The organism is Geobacillus zalihae NBRC 101842 (assembly GCF_001544135.1).
In the GTDB taxonomy this organism is placed as follows: domain Bacteria; phylum Bacillota; class Bacilli; order Bacillales; family Anoxybacillaceae; genus Geobacillus; species Geobacillus zalihae.
Map to the genome: position 1 here is coordinate 16,300 of NZ_BCPV01000003.1, position 21,798 is coordinate 38,097.

20 protein-coding genes are annotated in these 21,798 nt (G+C 54.6%); all 20 read right to left on the reverse strand.

Features of this window, described 5'->3' with window-relative positions:
• Nucleotides 1-5: 5 nt before the first annotated feature.
• The 20 genes from nusA to GZ1_RS02635 all read right to left on the reverse strand — a co-directional run bounded on the left by nusA (nucleotide 6) and on the right by GZ1_RS02635 (nucleotide 21,795).
• Nucleotides 6-1,157 (reverse strand): transcription termination factor NusA, encoded by a 1,152-nt coding sequence (nusA, locus tag GZ1_RS02540; protein ID WP_015374428.1) that lies wholly within the window; start codon nucleotides 1,155-1,157, stop codon nucleotides 6-8.
• 24 nt (nucleotides 1,158-1,181) lie between these two features.
• On the reverse strand, nucleotides 1,182-1,655 hold the full coding sequence (gene rimP, locus GZ1_RS02545) for a ribosome maturation factor RimP (protein WP_015374427.1): 474 nt from the start codon (nucleotides 1,653-1,655) through the stop codon (nucleotides 1,182-1,184).
• A gap of 244 nt (nucleotides 1,656-1,899) precedes the next feature.
• Nucleotides 1,900-6,204 (reverse strand): PolC-type DNA polymerase III, encoded by a 4,305-nt coding sequence (locus tag GZ1_RS02550; protein ID WP_060787845.1) that lies wholly within the window; start codon nucleotides 6,202-6,204, stop codon nucleotides 1,900-1,902.
• A 102-nt stretch (nucleotides 6,205-6,306) separates the two neighbouring features.
• On the reverse strand, nucleotides 6,307-8,010 hold the full coding sequence (locus GZ1_RS02555; RefSeq protein WP_011230757.1) for a proline--tRNA ligase: 1,704 nt from the start codon (nucleotides 8,008-8,010) through the stop codon (nucleotides 6,307-6,309).
• 23 nt (nucleotides 8,011-8,033) lie between these two features.
• A complete protein-coding gene (gene rseP / locus GZ1_RS02560) occupies nucleotides 8,034-9,299 on the reverse strand; it encodes an RIP metalloprotease RseP (protein WP_011230756.1) in 1,266 nt (421 codons plus the stop codon).
• Nucleotides 9,300-9,301: 2 nt separating this feature from the next.
• Nucleotides 9,302-10,450 (reverse strand): 1-deoxy-D-xylulose-5-phosphate reductoisomerase, encoded by a 1,149-nt coding sequence (gene dxr / locus GZ1_RS02565; RefSeq protein ID WP_011230755.1) that lies wholly within the window; start codon nucleotides 10,448-10,450, stop codon nucleotides 9,302-9,304.
• A gap of 20 nt (nucleotides 10,451-10,470) precedes the next feature.
• Nucleotides 10,471-11,265 carry a phosphatidate cytidylyltransferase gene (locus GZ1_RS02570; protein WP_011230754.1) on the reverse strand — a complete coding sequence of 265 codons (795 nt, stop codon included), beginning with the start codon at nucleotides 11,263-11,265 and terminating at the stop codon, nucleotides 10,471-10,473.
• Nucleotides 11,262-12,035 carry an undecaprenyl pyrophosphate synthase gene (gene uppS, locus GZ1_RS02575; protein WP_011230753.1) on the reverse strand — a complete coding sequence of 258 codons (774 nt, stop codon included), beginning with the start codon at nucleotides 12,033-12,035 and terminating at the stop codon, nucleotides 11,262-11,264. Before uppS ends, GZ1_RS02570 begins: the two co-directional genes overlap by 4 nt.
• A gap of 82 nt (nucleotides 12,036-12,117) precedes the next feature.
• Nucleotides 12,118-12,675, reverse strand: coding sequence for a ribosome recycling factor (gene frr, locus GZ1_RS02580; protein ID WP_011230752.1), 558 nt, complete (start codon nucleotides 12,673-12,675; stop codon nucleotides 12,118-12,120).
• A 2-nt stretch (nucleotides 12,676-12,677) separates the two neighbouring features.
• Complete coding sequence (gene pyrH / locus GZ1_RS02585; RefSeq protein WP_011230751.1) at nucleotides 12,678-13,400, reverse strand: UMP kinase; 723 nt, start codon at nucleotides 13,398-13,400, stop codon at nucleotides 12,678-12,680.
• A 68-nt stretch (nucleotides 13,401-13,468) separates the two neighbouring features.
• Nucleotides 13,469-14,353 (reverse strand): translation elongation factor Ts, encoded by an 885-nt coding sequence (gene tsf / locus GZ1_RS02590; protein ID WP_060787822.1) that lies wholly within the window; start codon nucleotides 14,351-14,353, stop codon nucleotides 13,469-13,471.
• Nucleotides 14,354-14,510: 157 nt separating this feature from the next.
• Nucleotides 14,511-15,218 carry a 30S ribosomal protein S2 gene (gene rpsB / locus GZ1_RS02595; protein WP_013145737.1) on the reverse strand — a complete coding sequence of 236 codons (708 nt, stop codon included), beginning with the start codon at nucleotides 15,216-15,218 and terminating at the stop codon, nucleotides 14,511-14,513.
• Between the two features lie 162 nt (nucleotides 15,219-15,380).
• Nucleotides 15,381-15,998, reverse strand: coding sequence for a hypothetical protein (locus GZ1_RS02600; protein WP_060787846.1), 618 nt, complete (start codon nucleotides 15,996-15,998; stop codon nucleotides 15,381-15,383).
• 8 nt (nucleotides 15,999-16,006) lie between these two features.
• Nucleotides 16,007-16,252, reverse strand: coding sequence for a hypothetical protein (locus GZ1_RS02605; protein WP_015374422.1), 246 nt, complete (start codon nucleotides 16,250-16,252; stop codon nucleotides 16,007-16,009).
• Between the two features lie 16 nt (nucleotides 16,253-16,268).
• Complete coding sequence (locus GZ1_RS02610; protein ID WP_033005278.1) at nucleotides 16,269-17,024, reverse strand: FliA/WhiG family RNA polymerase sigma factor; 756 nt, start codon at nucleotides 17,022-17,024, stop codon at nucleotides 16,269-16,271.
• A gap of 38 nt (nucleotides 17,025-17,062) precedes the next feature.
• Nucleotides 17,063-17,560, reverse strand: coding sequence for a chemotaxis protein CheD (locus GZ1_RS02615; protein ID WP_011230745.1), 498 nt, complete (start codon nucleotides 17,558-17,560; stop codon nucleotides 17,063-17,065).
• Complete coding sequence (locus GZ1_RS02620; RefSeq protein WP_011230744.1) at nucleotides 17,557-18,189, reverse strand: chemotaxis protein CheC; 633 nt, start codon at nucleotides 18,187-18,189, stop codon at nucleotides 17,557-17,559. Before GZ1_RS02620 ends, GZ1_RS02615 begins: the two co-directional genes overlap by 4 nt.
• A gap of 22 nt (nucleotides 18,190-18,211) precedes the next feature.
• Nucleotides 18,212-18,649 carry a chemotaxis protein CheW gene (locus GZ1_RS02625; RefSeq protein WP_011230743.1) on the reverse strand — a complete coding sequence of 146 codons (438 nt, stop codon included), beginning with the start codon at nucleotides 18,647-18,649 and terminating at the stop codon, nucleotides 18,212-18,214.
• 83 nt (nucleotides 18,650-18,732) lie between these two features.
• The gene (locus GZ1_RS02630) at nucleotides 18,733-20,733 is read right to left on the reverse strand and encodes a chemotaxis protein CheA (protein WP_015374419.1); all 2,001 of its coding nucleotides are present in this window, start codon (nucleotides 20,731-20,733) and stop codon (nucleotides 18,733-18,735) included.
• A gap of 12 nt (nucleotides 20,734-20,745) precedes the next feature.
• Entirely contained in the window at nucleotides 20,746-21,795 is a 1,050-nt protein-coding gene (locus GZ1_RS02635) for a protein-glutamate methylesterase/protein-glutamine glutaminase (protein ID WP_015374418.1), read from the reverse strand.
• Nucleotides 21,796-21,798: the final 3 nt, after the last annotated feature.

Sequence of the window (21,798 nt, forward strand, 5' to 3'; positions counted from 1 at the left end):
CCCCCTCACTCGATTTCCGCTGATTGATCAAACGATGGGCCGTTTTCTTCGCTATTTTCATTATCGGCCGCCGCATCGCTGAAATCAAGCGAAGTGGATGGCGCATGCGGATCAATGCCCATCTCCCGCGCTTCCGATTCGCTTTTAATATCAATTTTCCAGCCGGTCAATTTCGCCGCCAGCCGCGCGTTTTGCCCGCGTTTGCCGATGGCGAGCGACAGCTGATAGTCCGGAACGATGACCGTCGTCGCCTTTTGCTCCTCGTTGACAATGACGCGCAACACTTTCGCCGGGCTTAACGCGTTGGCGACAAACTCCACCGGATCGGCCGACCAGCGGACGATATCGATTTTTTCTCCGTTCAGCTCATCAACAATGGCCTGCACGCGTTGCCCTCTCGGTCCGACGCATGCGCCGACCGGATCGACTTCCGGGTTGTCGGAGTGGACGGAAATTTTCGAACGGTCGCCGGCTTCGCGGGCGATCGATTTAATCTCGACCGTTCCGTCGTAAATTTCCGGCACTTCGAGCTCAAACAGCCGTTTCAACAGTCCCGGGTGGGTGCGGGAGACGAAAATTTGCGGCCCTTTTGTCGTTTTTTCCACTTTCGTAATGTATACTTTCAACCGGTCGTGCGGCTTATATGTTTCATTCGGCATTTGTTCGTTTGCCGGCAGGAGCGCCTCCGCCTTGCCGAGGCTGACGTAGACAAAGCGCGGGTCGACGCGCTGAACGATGCCGGTCATAATGTCCTCTTCACGGTCGACAAATTCGGCGTAGATGATGCTCCGCTCTGCCTCGCGCACGCGCTGGGTGACGACTTGCTTCGCCGTCTGTGCGGCGATGCGCCCGAAATCGCGCGGCGTCACTTCGAGCTCGACGACGTCGCCGATTTGATAATTCGGATTGATCCGCTGCGCCTCCTCAAGCGAAATTTCAAGGCGCGGATCGGCCACCTCTTCGACGACATCTTTGCGCGCGAACACGCGGATCGTGCCGGTGTCCATATTGAGATCGACGCGCACGTTTTGCGCCTGCCCGAAATTGCGTTTATACGCCGAAACGATCGCCGCTTCGATCGCTTCCATCACGACTTCTTTGCTGATGCCTTTTTCCCGCATCAGATCGGCTAACGCCTCAAGCAATTGCGTGTTCATGCAACAAAAATCCCCCTTTTGCGATTAGAAGAAAATGACGGCTAATCGGGCGCTTGCCACTTTTTCATACGGAATGGCGACCGTTTTTTGCCGTCCGCGGTCTTTGACCAACAGCGTCACGGTCGTTCCGTCAAAAGCGGTTAGTTCGCCTTCAAACTGCTTTTCTCCTTCAATGGGCTCATACGTTTTGATATATACATGTTTCCCAATGGCCTTGGCAAAATCTTTTGCCTTTTTCAGCGGCCGCTCCGCTCCGGGCGATGATACTTCCAAAAAATAGTTATGCGGAATCGGATCGACTTCATCGAGCTTTTCGCTCAATTTTTCGCTGACAGCACCGCATTGTTCAATATCGACGCCATCGTCAGAGTCAATGAAGACGCGCAAAAACCAATTTTTCCCTTCCTTCACATATTCAATATCGACGAGTTCAAGCCCCATTTCGTCTAAGATCGGTGTGACGAGTTGTTCGACCGTTTCTGTCACCTTTTTGCTCATTGTGTTCCTCCTTACCGAGCAAACGTGCATGCGTGGCATAATGAGAAAATCCCCTGCACAAGGCGGGGAATGAACGAGAGATGGGTGCCCATTCAAGACGAAAGAGTGGGTTTCCCCACTCTCTGCTTGCCATTATCTTTGCCAATTCCACTAAAACTATAACACATTGGGAAATATATTGCAACGGGAAACTGCCGCTCGGGCGAAAGAGCGCTGTCCGCTTCCTTCAGCGGCGGCGTTTCCACTAAAACAGCGACAGCTGGTTATGGTCTGGAAGCGAGTCAAGGCAGCCGCGGCTTTCTAGATACTCGAGCAGCGTTTTCGACAATTTGCCGCGCTGTTGCAAATCCTCCTTCGACAAAAACTCGCCTTCCTCGCGGGCGCGCACGATCGCCTGCGCCACGTTCGTCCCAAGCCCCGGAATGGCGTTGAACGGCGGAATGAGAGAATTGCCGTCAATGACGAATTCCGTCGCCTGCGAGCGGTACAAATCGATATTTTTAAAGGAAAAGCCGCGCTCGCACATCTCTAAGGCCACCTCAAGAACCGTGAGCAAGCTTTTTTCTTTCGCCGTCGCCTGAATGCCTTTGGCGTTGATTTCCTCAATCCGCTTGCGAATGGCGGCTGATCCTTTGATCATGGCGTCAAGATCAAAGTCCTCCGCCCGCACCGTAAAGTACGACGCGTAATACAAAAGCGGATGGTGCACCTTAAAGTAGGCGATGCGCACCGCCATTAACACGTAGGCGGCGGCGTGCGCTTTCGGGAACATGTACTTGATTTTTTTGCATGAATCGATGTACCACTCCGGCACGTCATGTTTGCGCATTTCTGCTTCAAACTCCGGCGTTAAGCCTTTTCCTTTGCGCACGGATTCCATGATTTTAAAAGCGAGCGACGGCTCGAGCCCGCGGTAAATCAAATAGACCATAATGTCGTCGCGGCAGCCGATGACTTCCGATAACGTACACGTGCCGTTTTGAATGAGCTCTTGCGCGTTGCCGAGCCACACATCGGTGCCGTGCGACAAGCCGGAAATTTGCACGAGTTCGGAAAACGTTTTTGGCCTTGTCTCTTCCAACATTTGCCGAACGAAGCGCGTGCCAAACTCCGGAATACCGATCGTGCCGACATTGCACATGATTTGCTCCGGCGTAACGCCAAGCGGCTCGGTGCTGCTGAAAATGCCCATCACATCCGGGTCGTCGGTCGGGATCGTTTTCGGATCGATGCCGCTTAAATCTTGCAGCATGCGAATGACCGTCGGATCGTCGTGCCCGAGAATATCGAGCTTCAACAAATTGTCGTGGATCGAATGGAAGTCGAAATGAGTCGTCCGCCATTCAGAGGACGTGTCATCGGCCGGATATTGAATCGGCGTAAAATCGTAAATTTCCATATAATCCGGGACGACGATGATGCCGCCCGGATGCTGCCCGGTCGTCCGCTTCACCCCGGTGCAGCCAGCCGCGAGCCGGTCGATTTCCGCGCCGCGCAGCTCTAAGTTATGGTCGCTCGCATACGCTTTGACAAATCCGTACGCCGTTTTGTCAGCGACCGTGCCAATCGTCCCGGCGCGGTAGACGTTGTCTTCGCCAAACAGCACTTTCGTATAGTTGTGGGCGCGCGGCTGGTATTCGCCGGAAAAGTTCAAGTCGATATCCGGCACTTTGTCGCCTTTAAAGCCGAGAAACGTCTCAAACGGGATGTCGTGCCCGTCTTTCTTGTATTTCGTTCCACATCGCGGGCAGTTTTTATCCGGCAAATCAAACCCTGAGCCGACTGAACCGTCGTTAAAGAACTCCGAATGCTTGCAGTTTGGGCAAACGTAATGCGGCGGCAGCGGATTGACCTCGGTGATTTCCGTCATCGTCGCGACAAACGACGAGCCGACCGATCCGCGCGACCCGACAAGGTAGCCGTCATCGAGCGATTTTTTCACAAGCTTGTGCGAGATCAAATAAATGACGGCAAAGCCATGGCCGATGATGCTTTTTAGCTCCTTCTCAAGCCGCTCTTCAACAAGTTTCGGCAACGGGTCGCCGTAAATTTCCTTCGCCCGCCGGTAGCTCATTTCCCTGATTTCCTCGTCCGCCCCTTCAATGCGCGGCGTATACAGCTCATCTTTGATCGGCTTGACATCGCCGATTAACGAAGCGATTTTTTGCGTGTTGTCAACGACGATTTCCTTCGCTTTTTCCGGCCCTAAAAACGAGAAGCAGTCAAGCATTTCATTCGTCGTACGGAAATATACATCCGGCAGTTCATGGCGGTTGAGCGGATTCGCCCCGCCTTGCGAATGGATTAAGATTTTCCGGTAAATTTTATCTTCTGGGTTCAAGTAATGGACGTTGCCAGTGGCGACAACCGGGATGTCAAGCTTCTCACCAAGGGCGACGATGCTGCGGATGATGTTTTTGATCATCTCTTCGTCTTTCACATAATCCATCTCGATGAGCGGCTTGTACACGTCCGGCGGATGCACTTCAAGAAAATCGTAAAAACGGGCGATGTCTTCGACTTCTTCCGGCGCCTTTTGGATCAAGTTGTCAAACAGCTCTCCTTTGTCGCAGCCCGAGCCGACAAGCAGGCCGTCGCGGTGCTTGACGAGCACGGAGCGCGGGATGCGCGGCACACGGTGAAAATATTGAATGTGCGACAATGACACAAGCTTGAACAAATTTTTCAATCCAGTCTCGTTTTGCGCCAACAGCGTCACATGGAACGGGCGCGCAAGCCGATAGGACGCTTCGCTGTGCGTGCGGCTGTTTAATTCGTCATGAAACAGTATGCCGCGCTCTTCCGCTTCCTTCAACAGCCGCATAAGCAAATGCCCGGTCGCCTCCGCGTCGTAGATGGCGCGGTGATGCTGCGTCAATTCAATGTCAAATTTTTTGCACAATGTATTGAGCCGATGGTTTTTCAAATCCGGGTATAAAAAACGGGCCAGCTCGAGCGTATCGATGACTGGATTCGCGATTTTGCCGCGCCCCATGCGAGCGAGGCCCGCGTTTAAAAAACCGATGTCAAAGCTGGCGTTGTGGGCAACAAGCGTCGCATCGCCGGCCCAGTCAACAAAACGGGCTAGCACCTCGTCCGGCTTCGGGGCGTCTTTCACCATCTCATCGGTGATCCCAGTCAGCTCCATCGTTGTCACTGACAACGGATGTCCAGGGTTGGCAAACGACATGAACCGGTCGATGATCTCGCCGTCTTTCACTTTCACCGCCGCCAGCTCAATGATCGTATTGTACACAGCCGACAGGCCCGTCGTCTCGACGTCAAAGACGACGTACGTTTCCTCCGAAAGACGGCGGTGCGTTTCATTGTAGGCGATCGGCACGCCATCGTCGACGATGTTCGCCTCAAGGCCGTAAATGACCTTCATGCCGTGTTTTTTCGCCGCGCTGTAGGCCTCCGGAAACGACTGAACAACGGCATGGTCGGTGACGGCGATCGCCGGATGCCCCCATTTTTTCGCTTGCTCAATGAGTTTTGTCACCGAGGTGACCGCGTCCATTTGGCTCATCGGGGTATGCAAATGGAGCTCGACCCTCTTTTCCCCTTCCGGCGCCGTATCTTGCCGTTCGTTTGCGGCGATTTCGTTCAAATCGTTGGCGATGATGACCAAATCACGGACGAACGTATCGTTTTGCACGCTGCCGCGCACTTTCACCCACATGCCTTTTTTGACGCCGCTCATGAGCTCGGCGTCCTCTTTGTCGCGCGAGAACATTTTGACTAAAATCGAGTTCGTGTAATCTGTGATTTTCATGGTCAACAGCGTGCGGCCGCTTTTTAATTCGCTCACTTCGGCGTCAAATACATAGCCTTGCACAACGACGCGCCGCTCTTCTTCGACGATCGTTTCAAGCCGCCGCACCGGCTCCTCGTCGCGGATCGGATAGCCGATGACAAGCGGACCGGACGGCGGCGCAGACGCGGCCTTTTCTTCTTCCCTCGCTAAATCGGTCAGTACAGCAAGCGCTCGCTCTTCGTCCTCTTGCTGTTTTTGCGCCAAAAACTGTTCCATTTCTTGCTTGGACGGCTCGACGCTGACGTCAAGCTGAAGGGGGGGGAACCCAAACGAAGCGTACACATCAGCGATTTTTTTGGCGAACCGCCGTTTGATCGCCAGCGCTTCCGCTTCATGGCGGGCAACGACAAGTAGCTTGTTTCCTTTCAGCTCGGGCGTCTGCCGGCTGAGCCAATCGACAAGCGGCGACATGCCTTCTTGCAGCTCGGCAAGGCAAAGCGGCCAATACGCCTGCACATCCGCCTCAGTTACGCGCGGCGCTTCGACCTCCATCGTATGGCGGACGGCGGCGATATGGCGGAACGCCGTCTGCAGTCGATCGGCAAACGTTTTGTATACATGAACCGGCAGCACGTTGTCGAACTGAAAATAAAAATGCCAGCTTTTCTCCTCTTTATCGATCACGACTTTGCGAATGGCTGCCTCACGAAAATGCGGCATCCATTCGTCCGACGTCATCTTCAACTGCTCAAGCAGGATGAGAAACCGCTCTTTTTGCTCTTTTGTCACCATGACGTCCGTTTGTTCCCCTCTCAACATCATTCTCTTTCTATATCATACCATAACAAAAGCGCCGGCGAAAAAGACAGAATTCTTTTTCGCCAGCGCCGGCACTCATGATTGAAGGAGACGGCGCGCAGTGTCGACAAGCTCGCTGACCGGCACATCGAACGTCTCGCCCGTTTTCCGCACTTTTACTTCCACAACGCCTTCGCCCGCTCGCTTGCCGACGGTGACGCGGAGCGGAATGCCGATCAAATCGCTGTCGGCAAACTTCACTCCGGCCCGTTCGGGGCGGTCGTCATACAACACTTCAAACCCAGCCTGTCCGAGCTTTTCATACCACTCTTCCGCCAACGCGCGCTGTTCATCGCTTTTTGCGTTCGCTGTAAGCAAATGGATGTGAAACGGTGCGACCGAAGCCGGCCACACAAGCCCGTGTTCGTCAGCAAACTGTTCGGCGATTGCGGCCACCAATCTTGATACGCCGATGCCGTAGCAACCCATGATCATCGTCTGCGTTTGGCCGTTTTCATCCAAATAGACGGCGTTCATCGCTTCGCTGTATTTTGTCCCCAGCTTAAACACATGCCCGACTTCAATGCCGCGGGCAAAGCGGATCGTCCCTTTGCCATCTGGAGACGGGTCGCCTTCTTTTACGAAGCGCAAATCGGCGTATTGACTGACGGCAAAATCGCGGCCCGGGTTGACTCCGATGTAATGGTATCCTTCCTCGTTCGCGCCGCAAACGCCGTTCGTGATGGCGGCGACAGCATGGTCCGCGATCACAGTGACGTCTTCGCTGACGCCGATCGGGCCGAGCGAACCGATTGGAGCGTTCATCACCCGCTCCGTTTCTTCCGGCGTCGCCAATTCGACGACCGTCGCGTCGAGCACGTTTTTCACCTTCACCTCGTTCGCTTCATGATCGCCGCGGACGAGAACGAGCACATAGCGGCCGTCCACATTGAACAAAAGCGATTTGATGCAGCGCTCCGGCGATATTTGTAAGTGCGAAGCGACTTCAGCGATCGTTTTTTGCCCCGGCGTCGCCACTTTTTTCAATTCGGCTGGCGGCTCATCGCTTTTTTCGTACGTCGCCACGACCGGCGCCATCTCGATGTTGGCGGCATAGTCAGACGCATCGGAGTAGGCGATCGTATCTTCGCCGATGTCAGATAACACCATAAACTCATGCGTATCTTTGCCGCCAATCGCCCCCGAGTCGGCGATGACGGCGCGGAAGTTCAATCCGCAGCGGCGGAAAATGTTCGCATACGCCTCATACATGTTGTTGTACGTTTCATCCAAGCTTTCTTTCGACGTATGGAACGAGTAGGCGTCTTTCATCATGAACTCGCGGCCGCGCAACAGCCCAAAACGCGGACGCTTTTCATCGCGGAATTTCGTTTGGATTTGATACAAGACAAGCGGCAGCCGCTTGTACGTTTTCACCTCGTCGCGGACGATCGCCGTGATCATTTCCTCATGCGTCGGCCCGAGGGCGAAATCGCGCTCGTGCCGGTCTTTTAAGCGCATCAGCTCCGGCCCGTACGAGTACCAGCGGCCGGACTGCTGCCAAAGCTCAGCTGGCTGCAAGGCCGGCATGAAGAGCTCCATCGCTCCAATTCGGTTCATTTCCTCGCGAATGATGGCTTCCACTTTTTGCAAAACACGCTGCCCAAGCGGCAAAAACGTATAGACGCCGCTTGCGCTTTGACGAATGAAGCCGGCCCGCAGCAGGAGCTGATGGCTTTTCACTTCCGCATCCGCCGGCACTTCACGCAACGTCGGAATAAATGCTTGACTTTGTCTCATCCATTAGCCACCTCGTTTTCTCTCTATAGGAAAAATTTTTGAATGTCATTCCATGTCACCACAAGCATCAGCAACATCAGCAAGGCAAAGCCGATAAAATGAACCATTCCTTCTTTTTGCCGGTCGACCGGCTTGCCGCGCACCGCTTCAATGGCGAAAAAGAGGAGCCGCCCGCCGTCTAGCGCCGGCAATGGCAACAAGTTGACAATCCCCAGGTTGATGCTTAAAATCGCGCCCCATTTCATCAAGTAGTAGATCCCAGACTCCGCCACTTTGCCGGTCGATACAGCGATGCCGACCGGTCCGGACAGCATGTCAAGCTGAAACTGGCCGGTGATCAATTGGCCGAGCCCCGTTACAATTTCCCGCGTCCAGTAATACGTCTCAACCAGCCCCTGCTTGATCGAGCCCAACACCGATTTTTCCATCGGCTGATAGACGCCGATCAAGCCGATCGTCTCCCCTTGCACCGTTTTCGCCTCCGGAGTGACCGTCACACTCCGTTCTTTCCCATTCCGCTCAATTTGAAACTGAAGCGGTTCTCCCGGATGGGCGCGAATCGTGTTGACGATTTCCGTCCATGTTTCCATCCGTTCGCCGTTAATGGCGATCACTTTATCCCCTTGCTTCAAGCCGGCGGCGCGCGCCGCTCCTTCCGGCGTCAGCTCGCCGATCACCGGCTTGTCGACCGGATAGCCTTGCAAAAGACCGATGATGATAAAGACAACGAGCGACAAGAGAAAGTTGGCGAGCGGTCCGGCCAAAATCGTCATCGTTCGCTGCCCGAGCGTTTTTGCCGCAAATTGGCGATGGTACGGAGCAATTTGAATCTCTTGGCGGTCGACGACGAAAAACGCCGGCTCCTTGACCGTAAACCGCTCGAACCGCTCGCCGTCCGTATAGCCGGTCACATACATGCCATGCTCTAAATCGGCCTCTTCCACTTCCACTACGCGGATATTCGGATAATCGTCCTTATGGTTGAGGACGATTTTTTCCACTTGGCCGCTCTCATCAAGCAAAAGACCGACGACTTGCCCACGCTTCAATTCAATCGTCTCCGGGTCTTCACCGGCCATGCGGACGAAGCCGCCAAGCGGGAGCAGGCGGATCGTGTACACCGTTTCGTTTTTCTTGAACGAAAACACTTTCGGCCCGAAGCCGATGGCAAATTCGCGGCACAAAATGCCGGCCCGTTTTGCTAGCAGCAAGTGGCCGAGCTCGTGAAAAAAGACGAGGGCACCAAAGACGACGATAAATGAAATGATCGATTCCAACGTTTCAACCACCTTTATGATAGTAGTGAGCGGACGTAGGCGCGCGCGTCCGCATCGATTTCACGAATGTCCTCAAGCTGCGGATTGCTCACTGGCCGATGGCGCTCGAGCGCGCGTTCAATCCACTCCTCGATGGCCAAAAACGGTATGCGCCCGGCTAAAAACGCCGCCACCGCCTCCTCATTGGCCGCATTCAACACCGTCGGCAGCGAGCCGCCGCGCTTGCCAGCCTCATAGGCGAGACGCAAACAGCGATAGCGGTCGAAATCAACCGGGGCGAAATGGAGCGCCCCAAGCGAGATGAAATCAAGCGGCTTGGCGGATGGGAGCGGCAACCGCTTTGGATACGCAAGCGCATATTGGATCGGAACGCGCATATCCGGCGTTCCAAGCTGCGCCAATACACTTGTGTCACGGAACTGAACGAGCGAATGGATGATGCTTTCTCGATGCAAAACAACCTCAATCCGCTCATACGGCAGCCCGAACAGCCAATGAGCCTCAATGACCTCAAATCCTTTATTCATCATGGTCGCCGAATCAATCGTAATTTTTGCCCCCATCGACCAGTTCGGATGGCAAAGCGCCTCCTCAACCGTCACATGAGCGAGCTCTCGGCGCGTCTTGTCGCGGAAGCTGCCGCCGGATGCGGTCAGAATGAGTTTGTCAACGTGTTCCATCCTTTCCCCTTGCAGACATTGAAAAATGGCGGAATGTTCACTGTCAACTGGCAACAGCGGCACACCGCGCCGCTTGGCTGCAGCCATGACGAGATGTCCGGCGACAACGAGCGTCTCTTTGTTGGCGAGGGCGATCGCTTTTCCCGCTTCAATCGCCTTCAGCGTCGGCACAAGGCCGACGCTGCCGACGACAGCGGTGACGACAACATCGGCTTGTGGGCAAACGGCTGCTTCAATCAATCCTTCCTCTCCGTACACGATCGTCGTCCGCCCGCGGTACTCGCGATAAAGAACTTTATACGCATCACGGTCAGCGACGGCGACAAGACTTGGGGAAAATTCAGCGATCAGCCGCCTCGCCGCCTCGATATTTTTCCCGACCGATGCGGCGGCCAAGCGGAATTCGTCCGGATGGGCGCGGATGACATCGAGCGTCTGTGTGCCGATCGATCCGCTCGCCCCTAATATACTAATATATTTCAATCGTTTCACTCCTCACCCGCTTATCGTGCGATTTCAAGCAATATGTACAATATCGGCAGCACGAACAGCAAGCTGTCAAACCGGTCTAAAATGCCGCCATGTCCCGGCAAAATCGCCCCGGAATCTTTGACGCCGTAATGGCGCTTAAATGCCGATTCGATCAAATCGCCGAGCTGACCGAACACCGACAGCAGCAGCGCGACGCCAAGCGCGGCCGCCAAACTGCCAAACGGCGCCGCCGCCCACTCGTAAATCGCGGCGACAACAGCCGCGGAAGCGATGCCGCCGATGGCGCCTTCCACCGTTTTTTTTGGGCTGATCTCCGGCCATAGCTTGCGCCGGCCAAACGCGCGGCCAAAGAAATACGCCCCAATGTCAGTCGCCCAAATGACAAACAAGGCATAAACGAAGTACACGAACCCAACCAAACGAACAGCGCCGAAACAGAAAAACCCTACGCCGACATAGACGACCGCCAAAACGACAAACGCCGCCTCATCGAACGAGAGCGCATTTTTCGTCACGACCGTACCGACAAGCAACAAAAAAGCCAAAGCGGCGAGCACGCCAAATTTGGCGGTCCCAGACGCCAACCACTCGCCGCCGTAACGGGCGGGAACGAGCAACAGCCAAAGGGCGATCAATCCAGCCGCCCCGACAAACGACAACGGGTGCATCCCTTTCATCCGCAACAATTCAAACAGCCCAATCGTGGCCAATATATATGTTACTATTATAAACGGAAATCCGCCAAAAATAACAATCGGCAAAAAGAGCGCCGCCGCTATGACTCCGGTGATGATTCGCTGCTTCATCGCGCTGACACTCCTCCAAATCGGCGGTCGCGCCGCTGGTAAGCGGCAATCGCCTCTAAGAAATGTTGCTCCGTAAAATCCGGCCATAAGACATCCGTAAACCAAAGTTCCGTATACGCCAACTGCCAAAGCATGAAATTGCTCAAGCGAATCTCCCCGCTCGTACGGATGAGCAAGTCAGGGTCAGCGAGCCCGCTCGTCATCAAGTACGAGGAAATGAGCGGCTCGGTGATGTCTTCCGGCGCGAGCATCCCGCGTTCGACGTCTTTGGCGATCTGCTTTACGGCGGCAGCGATTTCCGCCCGGCTTCCATAATTAAGGGCAAAGTTTAACACAAGGCCGGTGTTGCCGCTTGTTTCCTTCACGGCTTTCTCGACCGCCCGGCGCGTATGATCGGGCAGCGCCTCCGTATGACCGATCACTTGGACTTTGACATTTTCGGCGACGAGCTCGGGAAGAAACGTCGTCAAAAACTGTTCCGGCAGCTTCATCAAATAATCGACTTCACTTTTCGGACGTTTCCAGTTTTCTGTCGAAAACGCGTAAAGCGACAAAATCTGAATCCCCAGCTCATTCGCAAAACGAGTGATTTTGCGCACAACTTGCATGCCTTCGTAATGGCCGGCCGCCCTCGGCAGCGCCCGCTTTTTCGCCCATCTCCCGTTTCCGTCCATAATGATGGCGACGTGGTTCGGCATCGGATGCCTGAGCACCTCTTCTTTCGTCACCGGGACGTCTTTCTCTTTTGTTTTTCGCATTTTATTGAACATACGAGTCCTCCGGGATCGTGTTTTGCCTTTCCATTATAGCAAAAAAACCCTCCATCAACATAGAGGGTTTGCATCGTTTTGCCTATACTTCCATCACTTCTTTTTCTTTTTCTTTTGTGATGGCGTCAATTTTGGCGATGTGGTCATCGGTCAGCTTTTGCACTTCGTCCGTGTAGCTGCGGAGCTCATCTTCCGTAATCTCGCCGTTTTTCTCGAGCTTTTTCAATTCATCGTTCGCATCGCGGCGGATGTTGCGCACCGCGACTTTCGCGTCTTCTGAATACTTTTTGACAAGCTTCGCGAGCTCGCGGCGCCGTTCCTCGGTGAGCGGCGGAATGACAAGACGAATGACGGATCCATCATTCGATGGCGTCAGCCCTAAATCCGATGCTAAAATCGCTTTTTCCATTTCTTTAATGGCCGATTTGTCGTACGGCTGAATGACAAGCAGCCGCGCTTCCGGCACGCTGATGGAGGCCAGTTGGTTGATTGGCGTCGGCACGCCGTAATAGTCAACGGTTACTTTCTCAAGCAGCCCTGCGTTCGCCCGTCCGGCGCGAATGCTTGCCAGCTCGCGGGTGAACGCTTGCACCGCTTTATCCATCTTTTCTTTCGCCTGTTGGATCACTTGCTTTGCCATCATTATTTCCCCCTTACGATCGTTCCGATGTTTTCACCTAACACAGCGCGTTTAATATTGCCTTCTTCCATAATCGAGAAGACGATGAGCGGAATGTTGTTGTCCATGCAAAGCGAGGAAGCAGTCGAATCCATGACGCCGAGCCCTTGCTTAATGACGTCCAAGTACGACAGCTCATCGTATTTGACCGCATTGGCGTCGACGTTCGGGTCGGCGCTGTAGACGCCATCGACGTTGTTTTTCGCCATTAAAATGACGTCCGCCTCGATTTCCGCCGCCCTTAAGGCCGCGGTCGTATCGGTCGAAAAGTACGGGTTGCCTGTGCCGGCGGCGAAAATGACAACTCGTTTTTTCTCAAGATGGCGAATCGCCCGGCGGCGAATGTACGGTTCGGCCACTTGCCGCATTTCAATCGATGTTTGCACCCGCGTTTCCACGCCGAGCTGCTCAAGGCTGTCCTGCAAAGCGAGGGCGTTCATCACCGTCGCCAACATGCCCATGTAATCAGCCGTCGCCCGGTCCATGCCCATTTCGCTTCCCGTTTTTCCACGCCAAATGTTGCCGCCGCCGACGACGATGGCGACCTCGACGCCCAGTTCAACAACTTCTTTCACTTGTTTGGCGATCGACTGAATGACCGCCGGTTGAATGCCAAACCCTTGCTTTCCAGCGAGCGCTTCCCCGCTCAACTTTAACACGACGCGTTTGTATTTTGGCTGTTCCATGTCCAACCTCCATGATGCGAATCACTTTGAAAAACAGGGAACACGCGCGTGTTCCCTGTTGCGGTCCGTCATTGTTTTCTGACTTGGCTCATGACTTCTTCTGCAAAATTGTCTTGGCGTTTTTCGAGCCCTTCGCCGACTTCGTAACGGATGAACTGCTTGACTGTTGCTCCGTTCGATTCGACGTATTGGCGCACCGTCACATCCGGGTTTTTCACGAACGCTTGCTCGAGCAGGCAGACGTCTTCGTAAAACTTGTTCAGCCGGCCTTCGACCATTTTTTCAACGATTTTCTCCGGCTTGCCTTCGTTTAAGGCTTGCTGCTTCAACACTTCACGCTTATGCGCAATCTCTTCCTGCGGCACGTCGTCGCGCGAGACGTATTTCGGATGAAGTGCGGCAATGTGCATGGCCACATCTTTGGCGACGTCTTCGCTCGCATTGCCGGCTAATAACGTTAATACGCCGATGCGCCCGCCCATGTGCAAGTACGCACCGAACGTTTCGCCGTCCGCTTTATTGACGACGGCAAAGCGGCGAAGCGTAATTTTTTCACCAATTTTGGCGATCGCTTCGTTGATGTAGTCTTGGACGGTCGAGCCGTTGTCCATCGTTTGACCGAGCGCTTCATCAAGCGAAGCCGGCTTTTGTTTCAGCAAGTGGGCGGCCAGCTCTTTGACAAGCGTTTGGAATGCTTCGTTTTTCGCAACGAAGTCCGTTTCCGAGTTCACTTCCAAAATGACGGCGGTATTGCCTTCCACCGCAATGTACGCCATCCCTTCGGCCGCGATGCGGTCCGCTTTTTTCGCCGCTTTGGCAATTCCTTTTTCGCGCAGCCAGTCGATCGCTTTCTCCATGTCACCATTTGTTTCGGTGAGCGCCTTTTTGCAGTCCATCATGCCTGCGCCTGTTTTTTCGCGCAGTTCTTTCACCATTTGTGCTGTAATCGCCATAAAAAAATCCTCCTTCTCATTGTCCCGTATATGTATCGGTGCCGGCAGCGGCTTCCCGTTTTGCCCTTATTCGTTAGTATAGCCAAAAGTTGCTCATTTCTGTCTCAAAAAAAGGTGATAAAAGGCTTTCCCCTCTTATCACCTTTCTTGTGCATCGTTACTCTGCTGCGACGGCCGCTTCTTCGCCTTGTTTCGCCTCAAGCACGGCGTCGGCGATTTTCGAAGTCAACAGCTTAACAGCGCGGATGGCGTCGTCGTTGGCCGGAATGACATAGTCAATTTCATCCGGATCGCAGTTCGTGTCGACGATGCCGATGATCGGGATGTTCAGCTTGCGCGCTTCCGCCACCGCGATCCGCTCTTTGCGCGGGTCAATGACAAACAACGCATCCGGCAGCTCTTTCATGTCTTTGATGCCGCCCAAAAACTTCTCAAGACGCTCTTTTTCTTTTTTCAAGCGAATGACTTCTTTTTTCGGCAGAACGTCAAATATTCCATCTTCTTCCATTTTTTCAATTTCACGCAGCCGTTTGATCCGCTTTTGGATCGTAGCGAAGTTCGTCAGCGTGCCGCCGAGCCAGCGTTGGTTGACATAAAACATGCCGCAGCGTTCCGCTTCTTCCTTCACCGACTCTTGCGCTTGTTTTTTCGTGCCGACGAACAAAATTTTGCCGCCATTCGCCGCCAATTCGCGAACGAAGTTGTAGGCTTCCTCGACTTTTTTCACCGTTTTTTGCAAGTCGATGATATAGATGCCGTTGCGCTCCGTGAAAATGTATTTTTTCATCTTCGGATTCCAACGGCGCGTCTGATGTCCAAAGTGGACGCCAGCTTCAAGCAGTTGTTTCATCGAAATAACCGACATGTATGCTCCTCCTGTTTCCTTAGTGGTTTTTGGTCCTCCGCCTGCCTCATCTTTCAGCAAGACTGGCGTTGCCAGCACCGTTGCTGAAATCACCAGGCGTGTGTATTCACACCATGAAAAAATATATCACAACTGCAAGCGGCAAATCAAGCTGTTATTCGCCTATTGATTCGTTTTTTGCGCAAATTTGAGCCATAGCTCGACTTCCGTTTTCCCTTTGCCGAGCTGTTTGGCAATTTCCTCGACTGTCTCTCCTTCCGCATATAGGCGGCGAGCAAGCTCACTCGCGTCGGCCGGTCGGGCGTGTGAAAGTTCGAGCACATCCTTGACCGCTTCGATGTCTGGGAAATAGCCCGGAGCGGCGCTTGGACGGTTTGTTTTGGCGCGTTTTTCGGTTTCTCCCCGCTCCGCCGGCTCGTTTTCCCCCTTTTTTGCTTCCGCTGTTCGCTTTTCGAACCCCGCTCCGATTTCACCGCCTCCTGCCCCCGGCATGGACGCCGTCTCTTTCCCGTTCGCGCCCCGTTGCCCACTGGGCGCATCGTTCGTTTCCGGTGCAGAAACGAATGGAGCCGCGCCGCTATTAAGCAACGAGTCAAGTTCAGCCAAAAAGCGCTCGTTTTCTTCCTTCCAGGCAGCGAGATAAGCGGTCATGGCTTCCTCGAGCTCCTCGGCCCGCCTCTCCGCCTCGCCAAGCCGCGACAGGCGAAGGAAAAGCACAATGATCAACCAAAACGACAAGGCGTGCAACAGCAAACTGATCGTTAGCCAAAATGCCATCATGATGTTCACTATCCTTGAATGTCGATCGTTTTTCCTTTATAAGGGTGTCCTCCAAAACGGGACGCCTCCTGCTCAAGACGGGCGCTCGTTCGTTTATCCGTCACCCGACGACGCGCACGCTCCGCCCGCTTTTGGCCGGCAGCTGCCATTTGCGCCTGCACGGCATAGGAATGTTGTTGCGTTGAGGTTTGAAGCCTTTCCGCGTCGGGCGCTTTCGGCATGACGCTTTGCAACGCTGGAAGCTGGATGTCCATCGCGTTTTCTCTCCCCTCATGGCTCTTTTTCAAAAAAGCGGCGCAGTTTCCAAAGCGCTTTCGCATGAATTTGCGAAATTCTTGATGTCGACAAATGCAAAAGGCTCCCGATTTCTGTAAACGTCAGCTCCTCTTTATAAAACAAACTGATGACGAGCTGCTCTTTTTCATTCAGCTGTCCGATGGCTTCAGCCAGCTTTTCGATCATTTCCTGCTTAACGATTTGCTCCTCGGGAAGCGGAGCGCGGTCGTCGCGAACCGAAAGCAGTCCTTCATCTTCGTCGACGGTCGTCTGCCCGAGCGGCAGCCAATGGGAAAAAAACGTTTCACTCGCCGCCGCCTGCACTTCCTCTTCCGTCATCCCGAGCTCAGCGGCGATCTCTTTCGCCGTTACCGATCGCATGTGCCGCTGTTCAAGCCGCTCGATCGCTTCCTCAATTTTTTTTGCCTTATCGCGCATGCTGCGCGGCAGCCAGTCTTCTTTGCGCAAACCGTCTAAGATGGCGCCGCGGATGCGGAACGAGGCGTACGTGTCGAACTTCAAATCACGCGATGGGTCAAATTTCTCCAACGCATCGTATAAGCCGACGAGTCCAAGGCTGACGAGCTCATCCTTCGGCACGGAGCTCGGCAGCGTCGCCGAAAGCCGCTGCACGTGGTAGAAAACAAGCGGCATATAGCGCTGCACCAGCTCCTCGGCCGCGTGACGGTCGCGGCCATTGATCCATTCATCCCAGTATTTCCGTTCTTCTCCTTTTAGCGCGCTTCCCATTCTTCTCCCCCTTGCCTTGCGGAAACGGCGCATCCCGGTCATATTTCCTTGATTTCTTGAGCGGCGGTGCGGATGGAGAGCACGCCCGTCTGCGGATTAAATTCGATCGTGCGGCCGCTATGGCCCCCGACATCTTCGGCGACGACCGGAATGTGAAGCCGCTCGAGCTGCTTTTTCACTTCCTCCACATTGCGCGCGCCAATGCGCATCATATCGCCGCCAACTGTCGAAAACGAAAACATTTGCGCCCCGCCGGCCAGCTTCGCTTTCAGCATCCCTTTCCGCCCGCCAGCGGCAATGACAAGCTGAACGAGCGCCTCGACCGCCGTATCAGCGTATTTGGCCGCATTGATGACTCCGCCGCGCGCCATCGAGGAATGCGGAAGCATGACATGCGCCATGCCGGCAACCGCCTTGCCTGCATCGTAAATGACGACACCGACGCACGACCCAAGCCCGCACGTGCGGATGACATTCGGCGCTATGACGACCTCCATTTCCGCAATGCCGATTTTGACAGCCTGCGCTGTGCTCATAGACCATCCACACCTAACGCTCGAAAGATGGTGGAAAACGACTCGGGGTCAGGTAGAAGAAAGAAATGGCCGTTGATGCTTTCGTCCGGGCGCCGTTCATCGTAAATGGCAGTGTCAATCAAAATGGCGTAATCGCCAACACGCGACAGCTCAAGCAATCCGAACGACAGCACAGCTCCAATCATGTCGATGGCCAATGCCGGCACGGACGGGTGCAAGTTGAGCCGCGTAAAGTCAGCCAATGCCGACAAATACGAGCCGGCTAAAATATTGCCGAGCTCCTGAAGCGCCGAGCAGCCAAGCTCATGGGCTTCTCCTTGAAACGAAAACGAGTCATCGCCAATCATCCGACGGACAAACCGCTCAGCCTGTTCCGGCGGCAACACGAAAAACATGTTTCCCGGCGCTTCTCCTTCGATGCGCAAATAGACGCACGCCACTACTTGTTCCGGTCCACCGATTGATTCCATCATTTCGGCAAACGTCGCAATTTGAACGCGCGGCACCGCCATTTCAATTTTTTTGTTTAGCAACGTCGACAAAGCCGTCGCCGCGTTGCCGGCGCCAATGTTGCCGATTTCGCGCAAAATGTCAATATGCATCCCCGTCAAGTTGCGAATATCGTCCAAGGTCAATGCTCCTCTCTACAGGTTATCGGTCGAGCACTTTCGCCAAATCGAGCAAAATGAGGAGCCGATTCTCCACTTTCGCCACGCCGTCGATGTAACTTGCCTCAACGGAGCCAATTGCCTCTGGCGGCGGTTCGATGCTTTCCGCCGGCAGATCAAGGACATCATTCGCGGCATCGACGATGAGCCCAACTTCCATATCCTCAAGAGCAACGATAATGATCCGCGTCTGTTCCCCATATGGTTCGGGGGCAAACCCGAACCGCTCGCGCAAATCGATGATCGGCGTCACAACACCGCGCAAGTTGATGACCCCTTTTACATAATGGGCCGTCCCCGGCACGCGCGTGATCGGCTGCATTTTCTCGATGGAACGGACATGCTGCACCGGCAGAGCATATTCTTCTTCTTTCAGGCGAAACGCAATCACTTTCCAGTCTGCTTGCACGCTGGCCGTCATCCAATCCTCCCCCTTTTTTTCGACATGCCACTGAAAACGGCAGATCAACGCCATAGGCGCCCCCGCACCGACACGGCCATCTCCTACTTCACGAGCGCGTTGCAGTCGATAATCAGCGCCACTCGGCCGTCTCCCAAAATCGTCGCCCCCGAGATGGCGAAAACCGAAGATAAATAGTTTCCTAGCGATTTCAACACGACTTCTTGCTGCCCGATAAACGAGTCGACCGCCAGCGCCGCCAGTTTTTCCCCTTTCCGGACGATCACGACCGCCACCGCATCTCCGTCATCGGCTGCTCCAGGAACAGCGAAGACGTCTTTCAGGCGGACGAGCGGCACGATTTTGCCGCGAAAATCGATGACCGGCTGGTTGTGGGCGGAAAAAATCTCTTCTTTTTTCACCAGCGCCGTCTCAATGATCGATGACAGCGGAATCGCGTACGTTTCCTCAGCGATTTGAACGAGCAACACCGAAATGATCGACAATGTGAGCGGCAGCTGAATGGAAAAGAGCGACCCTTTTCCAGGCTGCGAATCGACCGAAACGGTGCCGCCGAGCGATTCAATCGTGCTTTTGACGACATCCAAACCGACGCCGCGGCCGGAAATGTCCGAAACTTTTTCAGCGGTCGAAAAGCCGGGAGCGAAAATAAGCTCGTAAATTTGCTGATCGTTCAAATGCTCCGCCGCCTGCGGCGAGACAATGCCGCGGCTTTTCGCCTTTTGCAGCACCTTCTCCCGGGAAATGCCGGCGCCGTCATCTTCGATTTCAATAAAGACATGGTTACCGCTATGGTACGCTCGCAATTGAATGATCCCTTCTTCTGGCTTTCCGCGCGCCGCCCGGACGTCCGGCGCTTCGATGCCGTGGTCGAGCGCATTGCGGATCAAATGGACAAGCGGGTCGCCGATTTCATCGATCACCGTCCGGTCAAGCTCGGTATCCGCGCCGATGATGTCAAGACGCACCTTTTTGCCGAGCTCGCGGGCGAGTTGGCGCACCATGCGCGGAAAGCGGTTGAACACCGTTTCGACCGGCACCATGCGCATATTTAAAATGATCGTCTGCAAATCGCTCGAGATGCGAGACATCCGCTCGACCGTTTCCGTCAATTCGGCATGGTTCAGCTCGCGGGAAATTTGCTCAAGCCGACCGCGATCAACAACCAATTCTTCAAATAAGTTCATCAACCGATCGAGCCGTTCAATGTTGACGCGGATCGTTTTCGTCGCCTGTTTTACTGTTTGTTTTTCCGGCGCCTCTGCTTCGGCTTGAACGGCCGCGGCCTGCTCCATAGCGGCCGGTTGTTGGGGCGCAGCCGCTTTCTCACTTTCTGCCGACGGTTCATCGCTCGATAGCCTAGACACCTTGACGTCATCAATTTCCGAAATGCCCATCAGCCGCTTTTGCAACTCATCGGCTGGCGCTTTGGATACGACCGTAACGAGAAACTCCCGGTCAAACTGTTCTTCCTCCAGCATCTCGACCGGCGGCGTTGCTTTCACAATTTCTCCGACTTCATTCAGCTGTTCAAACACCATATAGACGCGCGCTGCTTTCAACAAGCAATCATCGCGAAGCCGAACGCGGATTTCGTAGACGGAAAATCCCTGCTCCTTCGCCTGCTCGAGCACATGGTATTCAAATTCCCCATACGCATGTTCAAGGGGCGGTTCTTCCCTTGCTGCCTGCTTGTTGGGCATCTCCCCTTGCTCGATTCGTTTCAGCTGTTCGACTGTTCTCCTTACATCGCGCGTTCCGTCGCCGCCTGCAGCGATGGAACTGATCATCGCCTCCAAATGGTCGACGGCCTCAAAAATGACGTCAAGCAATTCCGGGGTAACGGAAAGCCGCCGATTGCGTATGCCATCGAGCACGTTTTCCATTTGGTGCGTCAAATTGGCCAAATCTTCAAACCCCATCGTGGCGGACATGCCTTTCAACGTATGGGCCGAACGGAAAATATCATTCACCACAGACATGTCCTCCGGCGTTTTTTCAAGTTCCAACAGCCGCTCGTTGATCGCCTGCAAATGCTCTTTGCTTTCATCAATAAATAAATCCAAATATTGGCTCATGTCCATGCCGTTTCCCCCTCACTCCCCGATCGATTGGACGATGGCAGCGGCGATGCTGTCAAGCGGTGCGATGACATCAACGACGCCAGCCTCGATCGCCGCTCTTGGCATCCCAAAGACAACGGCTGTCTCGCGCGCTTCCGCGATCGCTTTTGTGTTCCCGCTTTCCTTCAGGATTTTCAACCCTACTGTTCCGTCGCTTCCCATGCCGGTCATAATCACCGCGATTTTCCGACAGCGGCGAATGGCAGCAAGCGACTCAAATAATACGTCAACAGCCGGACGATGGCCGGCGCGCGGCGGCGATTCGTCGAAACGGGCTTTAAGCGCGCCGCCTTCTTCACGAACGATGAGATGGACGCCGCCTGGCGCGATATAGGCGGTGCCATTTTGCAGCACTTCCCCGTCTTCCGCCTCCTTGACCGTGATCGCGGCAAGCGCATCAAGCCGATTGGCGAGCGACGCCGTAAACCCTTTGGGCATATGCTGGACAGCGACGACCGGAGCGGCTAGATCGGGCGGAAGCTGCGTCAGCACCGTCTCGAGCGCACGCGGGCCGCCGGTGGAAGTGCCGATCGCAACGATGGCCTGTTGCGGGCGCGCCGCCGCTTTGAACGATGGGCGCCAAGACGGACGTTGGCGGCGCGGAGCAGTCAAGGCAGCCACGTTCGCTTCGCTCGCGTGCAGCACTTTGCCAATCAGCTCGTCTTTCACTTTGTACAAATCGAGCGAAATCGGTCCGGACGGCTTGGCGACAAAGTCGACCGCCCCGTACTGCATGGCGGCGATCGTGTTTTCCGCCCCTTCGGTCGTCGTGCTTGACACCATGACGACCGGCACGGGATGATCCCGCATGATGCGCTGCAACGTTTCGAGCCCGTTCATGACCGGCATTTCCACATCAAGCGTCACGACATCCGGCCTTAGGGCAGCGATTTTCTCGAGCGCCTCCCGGCCGTTGCGAGCTGTTCCGATGACTTCGAGGCGCGGATGCTCGGACAAAAAATCACTGATCCATTTGCGCATAAACGCCGAGTCATCGACGACAAGCACCTTGATCGTCTTCATGTT

Bases quoted from the DNA above. Each gene is read 5' to 3' on its own strand.
- nusA (WP_015374428.1), bottom strand. From the start codon at position 1,157: ATGAACACGCAATTGCTTGAGGCGTTAGCCGATCTGATGCGGGAAAAA.
- rimP (WP_015374427.1), bottom strand. From the start codon at position 1,655: ATGAGCAAAAAGGTGACAGAAACGGTCGAACAACTCGTCACACCGATC.
- GZ1_RS02550 (WP_060787845.1), bottom strand. From the start codon at position 6,204: ATGGTGACAAAAGAGCAAAAAGAGCGGTTTCTCATCCTGCTTGAGCAG.
- GZ1_RS02555 (WP_011230757.1), bottom strand. From the start codon at position 8,010: ATGAGACAAAGTCAAGCATTTATTCCGACGTTGCGTGAAGTGCCGGCG.
- GZ1_RS02570 (WP_011230754.1), bottom strand. From the start codon at position 11,265: ATGAAGCAGCGAATCATCACCGGAGTCATAGCGGCGGCGCTCTTTTTG.
- uppS (WP_011230753.1), bottom strand. From the start codon at position 12,035: ATGTTCAATAAAATGCGAAAAACAAAAGAGAAAGACGTCCCGGTGACG.
- frr (WP_011230752.1), bottom strand. From the start codon at position 12,675: ATGGCAAAGCAAGTGATCCAACAGGCGAAAGAAAAGATGGATAAAGCG.
- pyrH (WP_011230751.1), bottom strand. From the start codon at position 13,400: ATGGAACAGCCAAAATACAAACGCGTCGTGTTAAAGTTGAGCGGGGAA.
- tsf (WP_060787822.1), bottom strand. From the start codon at position 14,353: ATGGCGATTACAGCACAAATGGTGAAAGAACTGCGCGAAAAAACAGGC.
- rpsB (WP_013145737.1), bottom strand. From the start codon at position 15,218: ATGTCGGTTATTTCGATGAAACAACTGCTTGAAGCTGGCGTCCACTTT.
- GZ1_RS02600 (WP_060787846.1), bottom strand. From the start codon at position 15,998: ATGATGGCATTTTGGCTAACGATCAGTTTGCTGTTGCACGCCTTGTCG.
- GZ1_RS02605 (WP_015374422.1), bottom strand. From the start codon at position 16,252: ATGGACATCCAGCTTCCAGCGTTGCAAAGCGTCATGCCGAAAGCGCCC.
- GZ1_RS02610 (WP_033005278.1), bottom strand. From the start codon at position 17,024: ATGGGAAGCGCGCTAAAAGGAGAAGAACGGAAATACTGGGATGAATGG.
- GZ1_RS02615 (WP_011230745.1), bottom strand. From the start codon at position 17,560: ATGAGCACAGCGCAGGCTGTCAAAATCGGCATTGCGGAAATGGAGGTC.
- GZ1_RS02625 (WP_011230743.1), bottom strand. From the start codon at position 18,649: ATGACGGCCAGCGTGCAAGCAGACTGGAAAGTGATTGCGTTTCGCCTG.
- GZ1_RS02630 (WP_015374419.1), bottom strand. From the start codon at position 20,733: ATGGACATGAGCCAATATTTGGATTTATTTATTGATGAAAGCAAAGAG.
- GZ1_RS02635 (WP_015374418.1), bottom strand. From the start codon at position 21,795: ATGAAGACGATCAAGGTGCTTGTCGTCGATGACTCGGCGTTTATGCGC.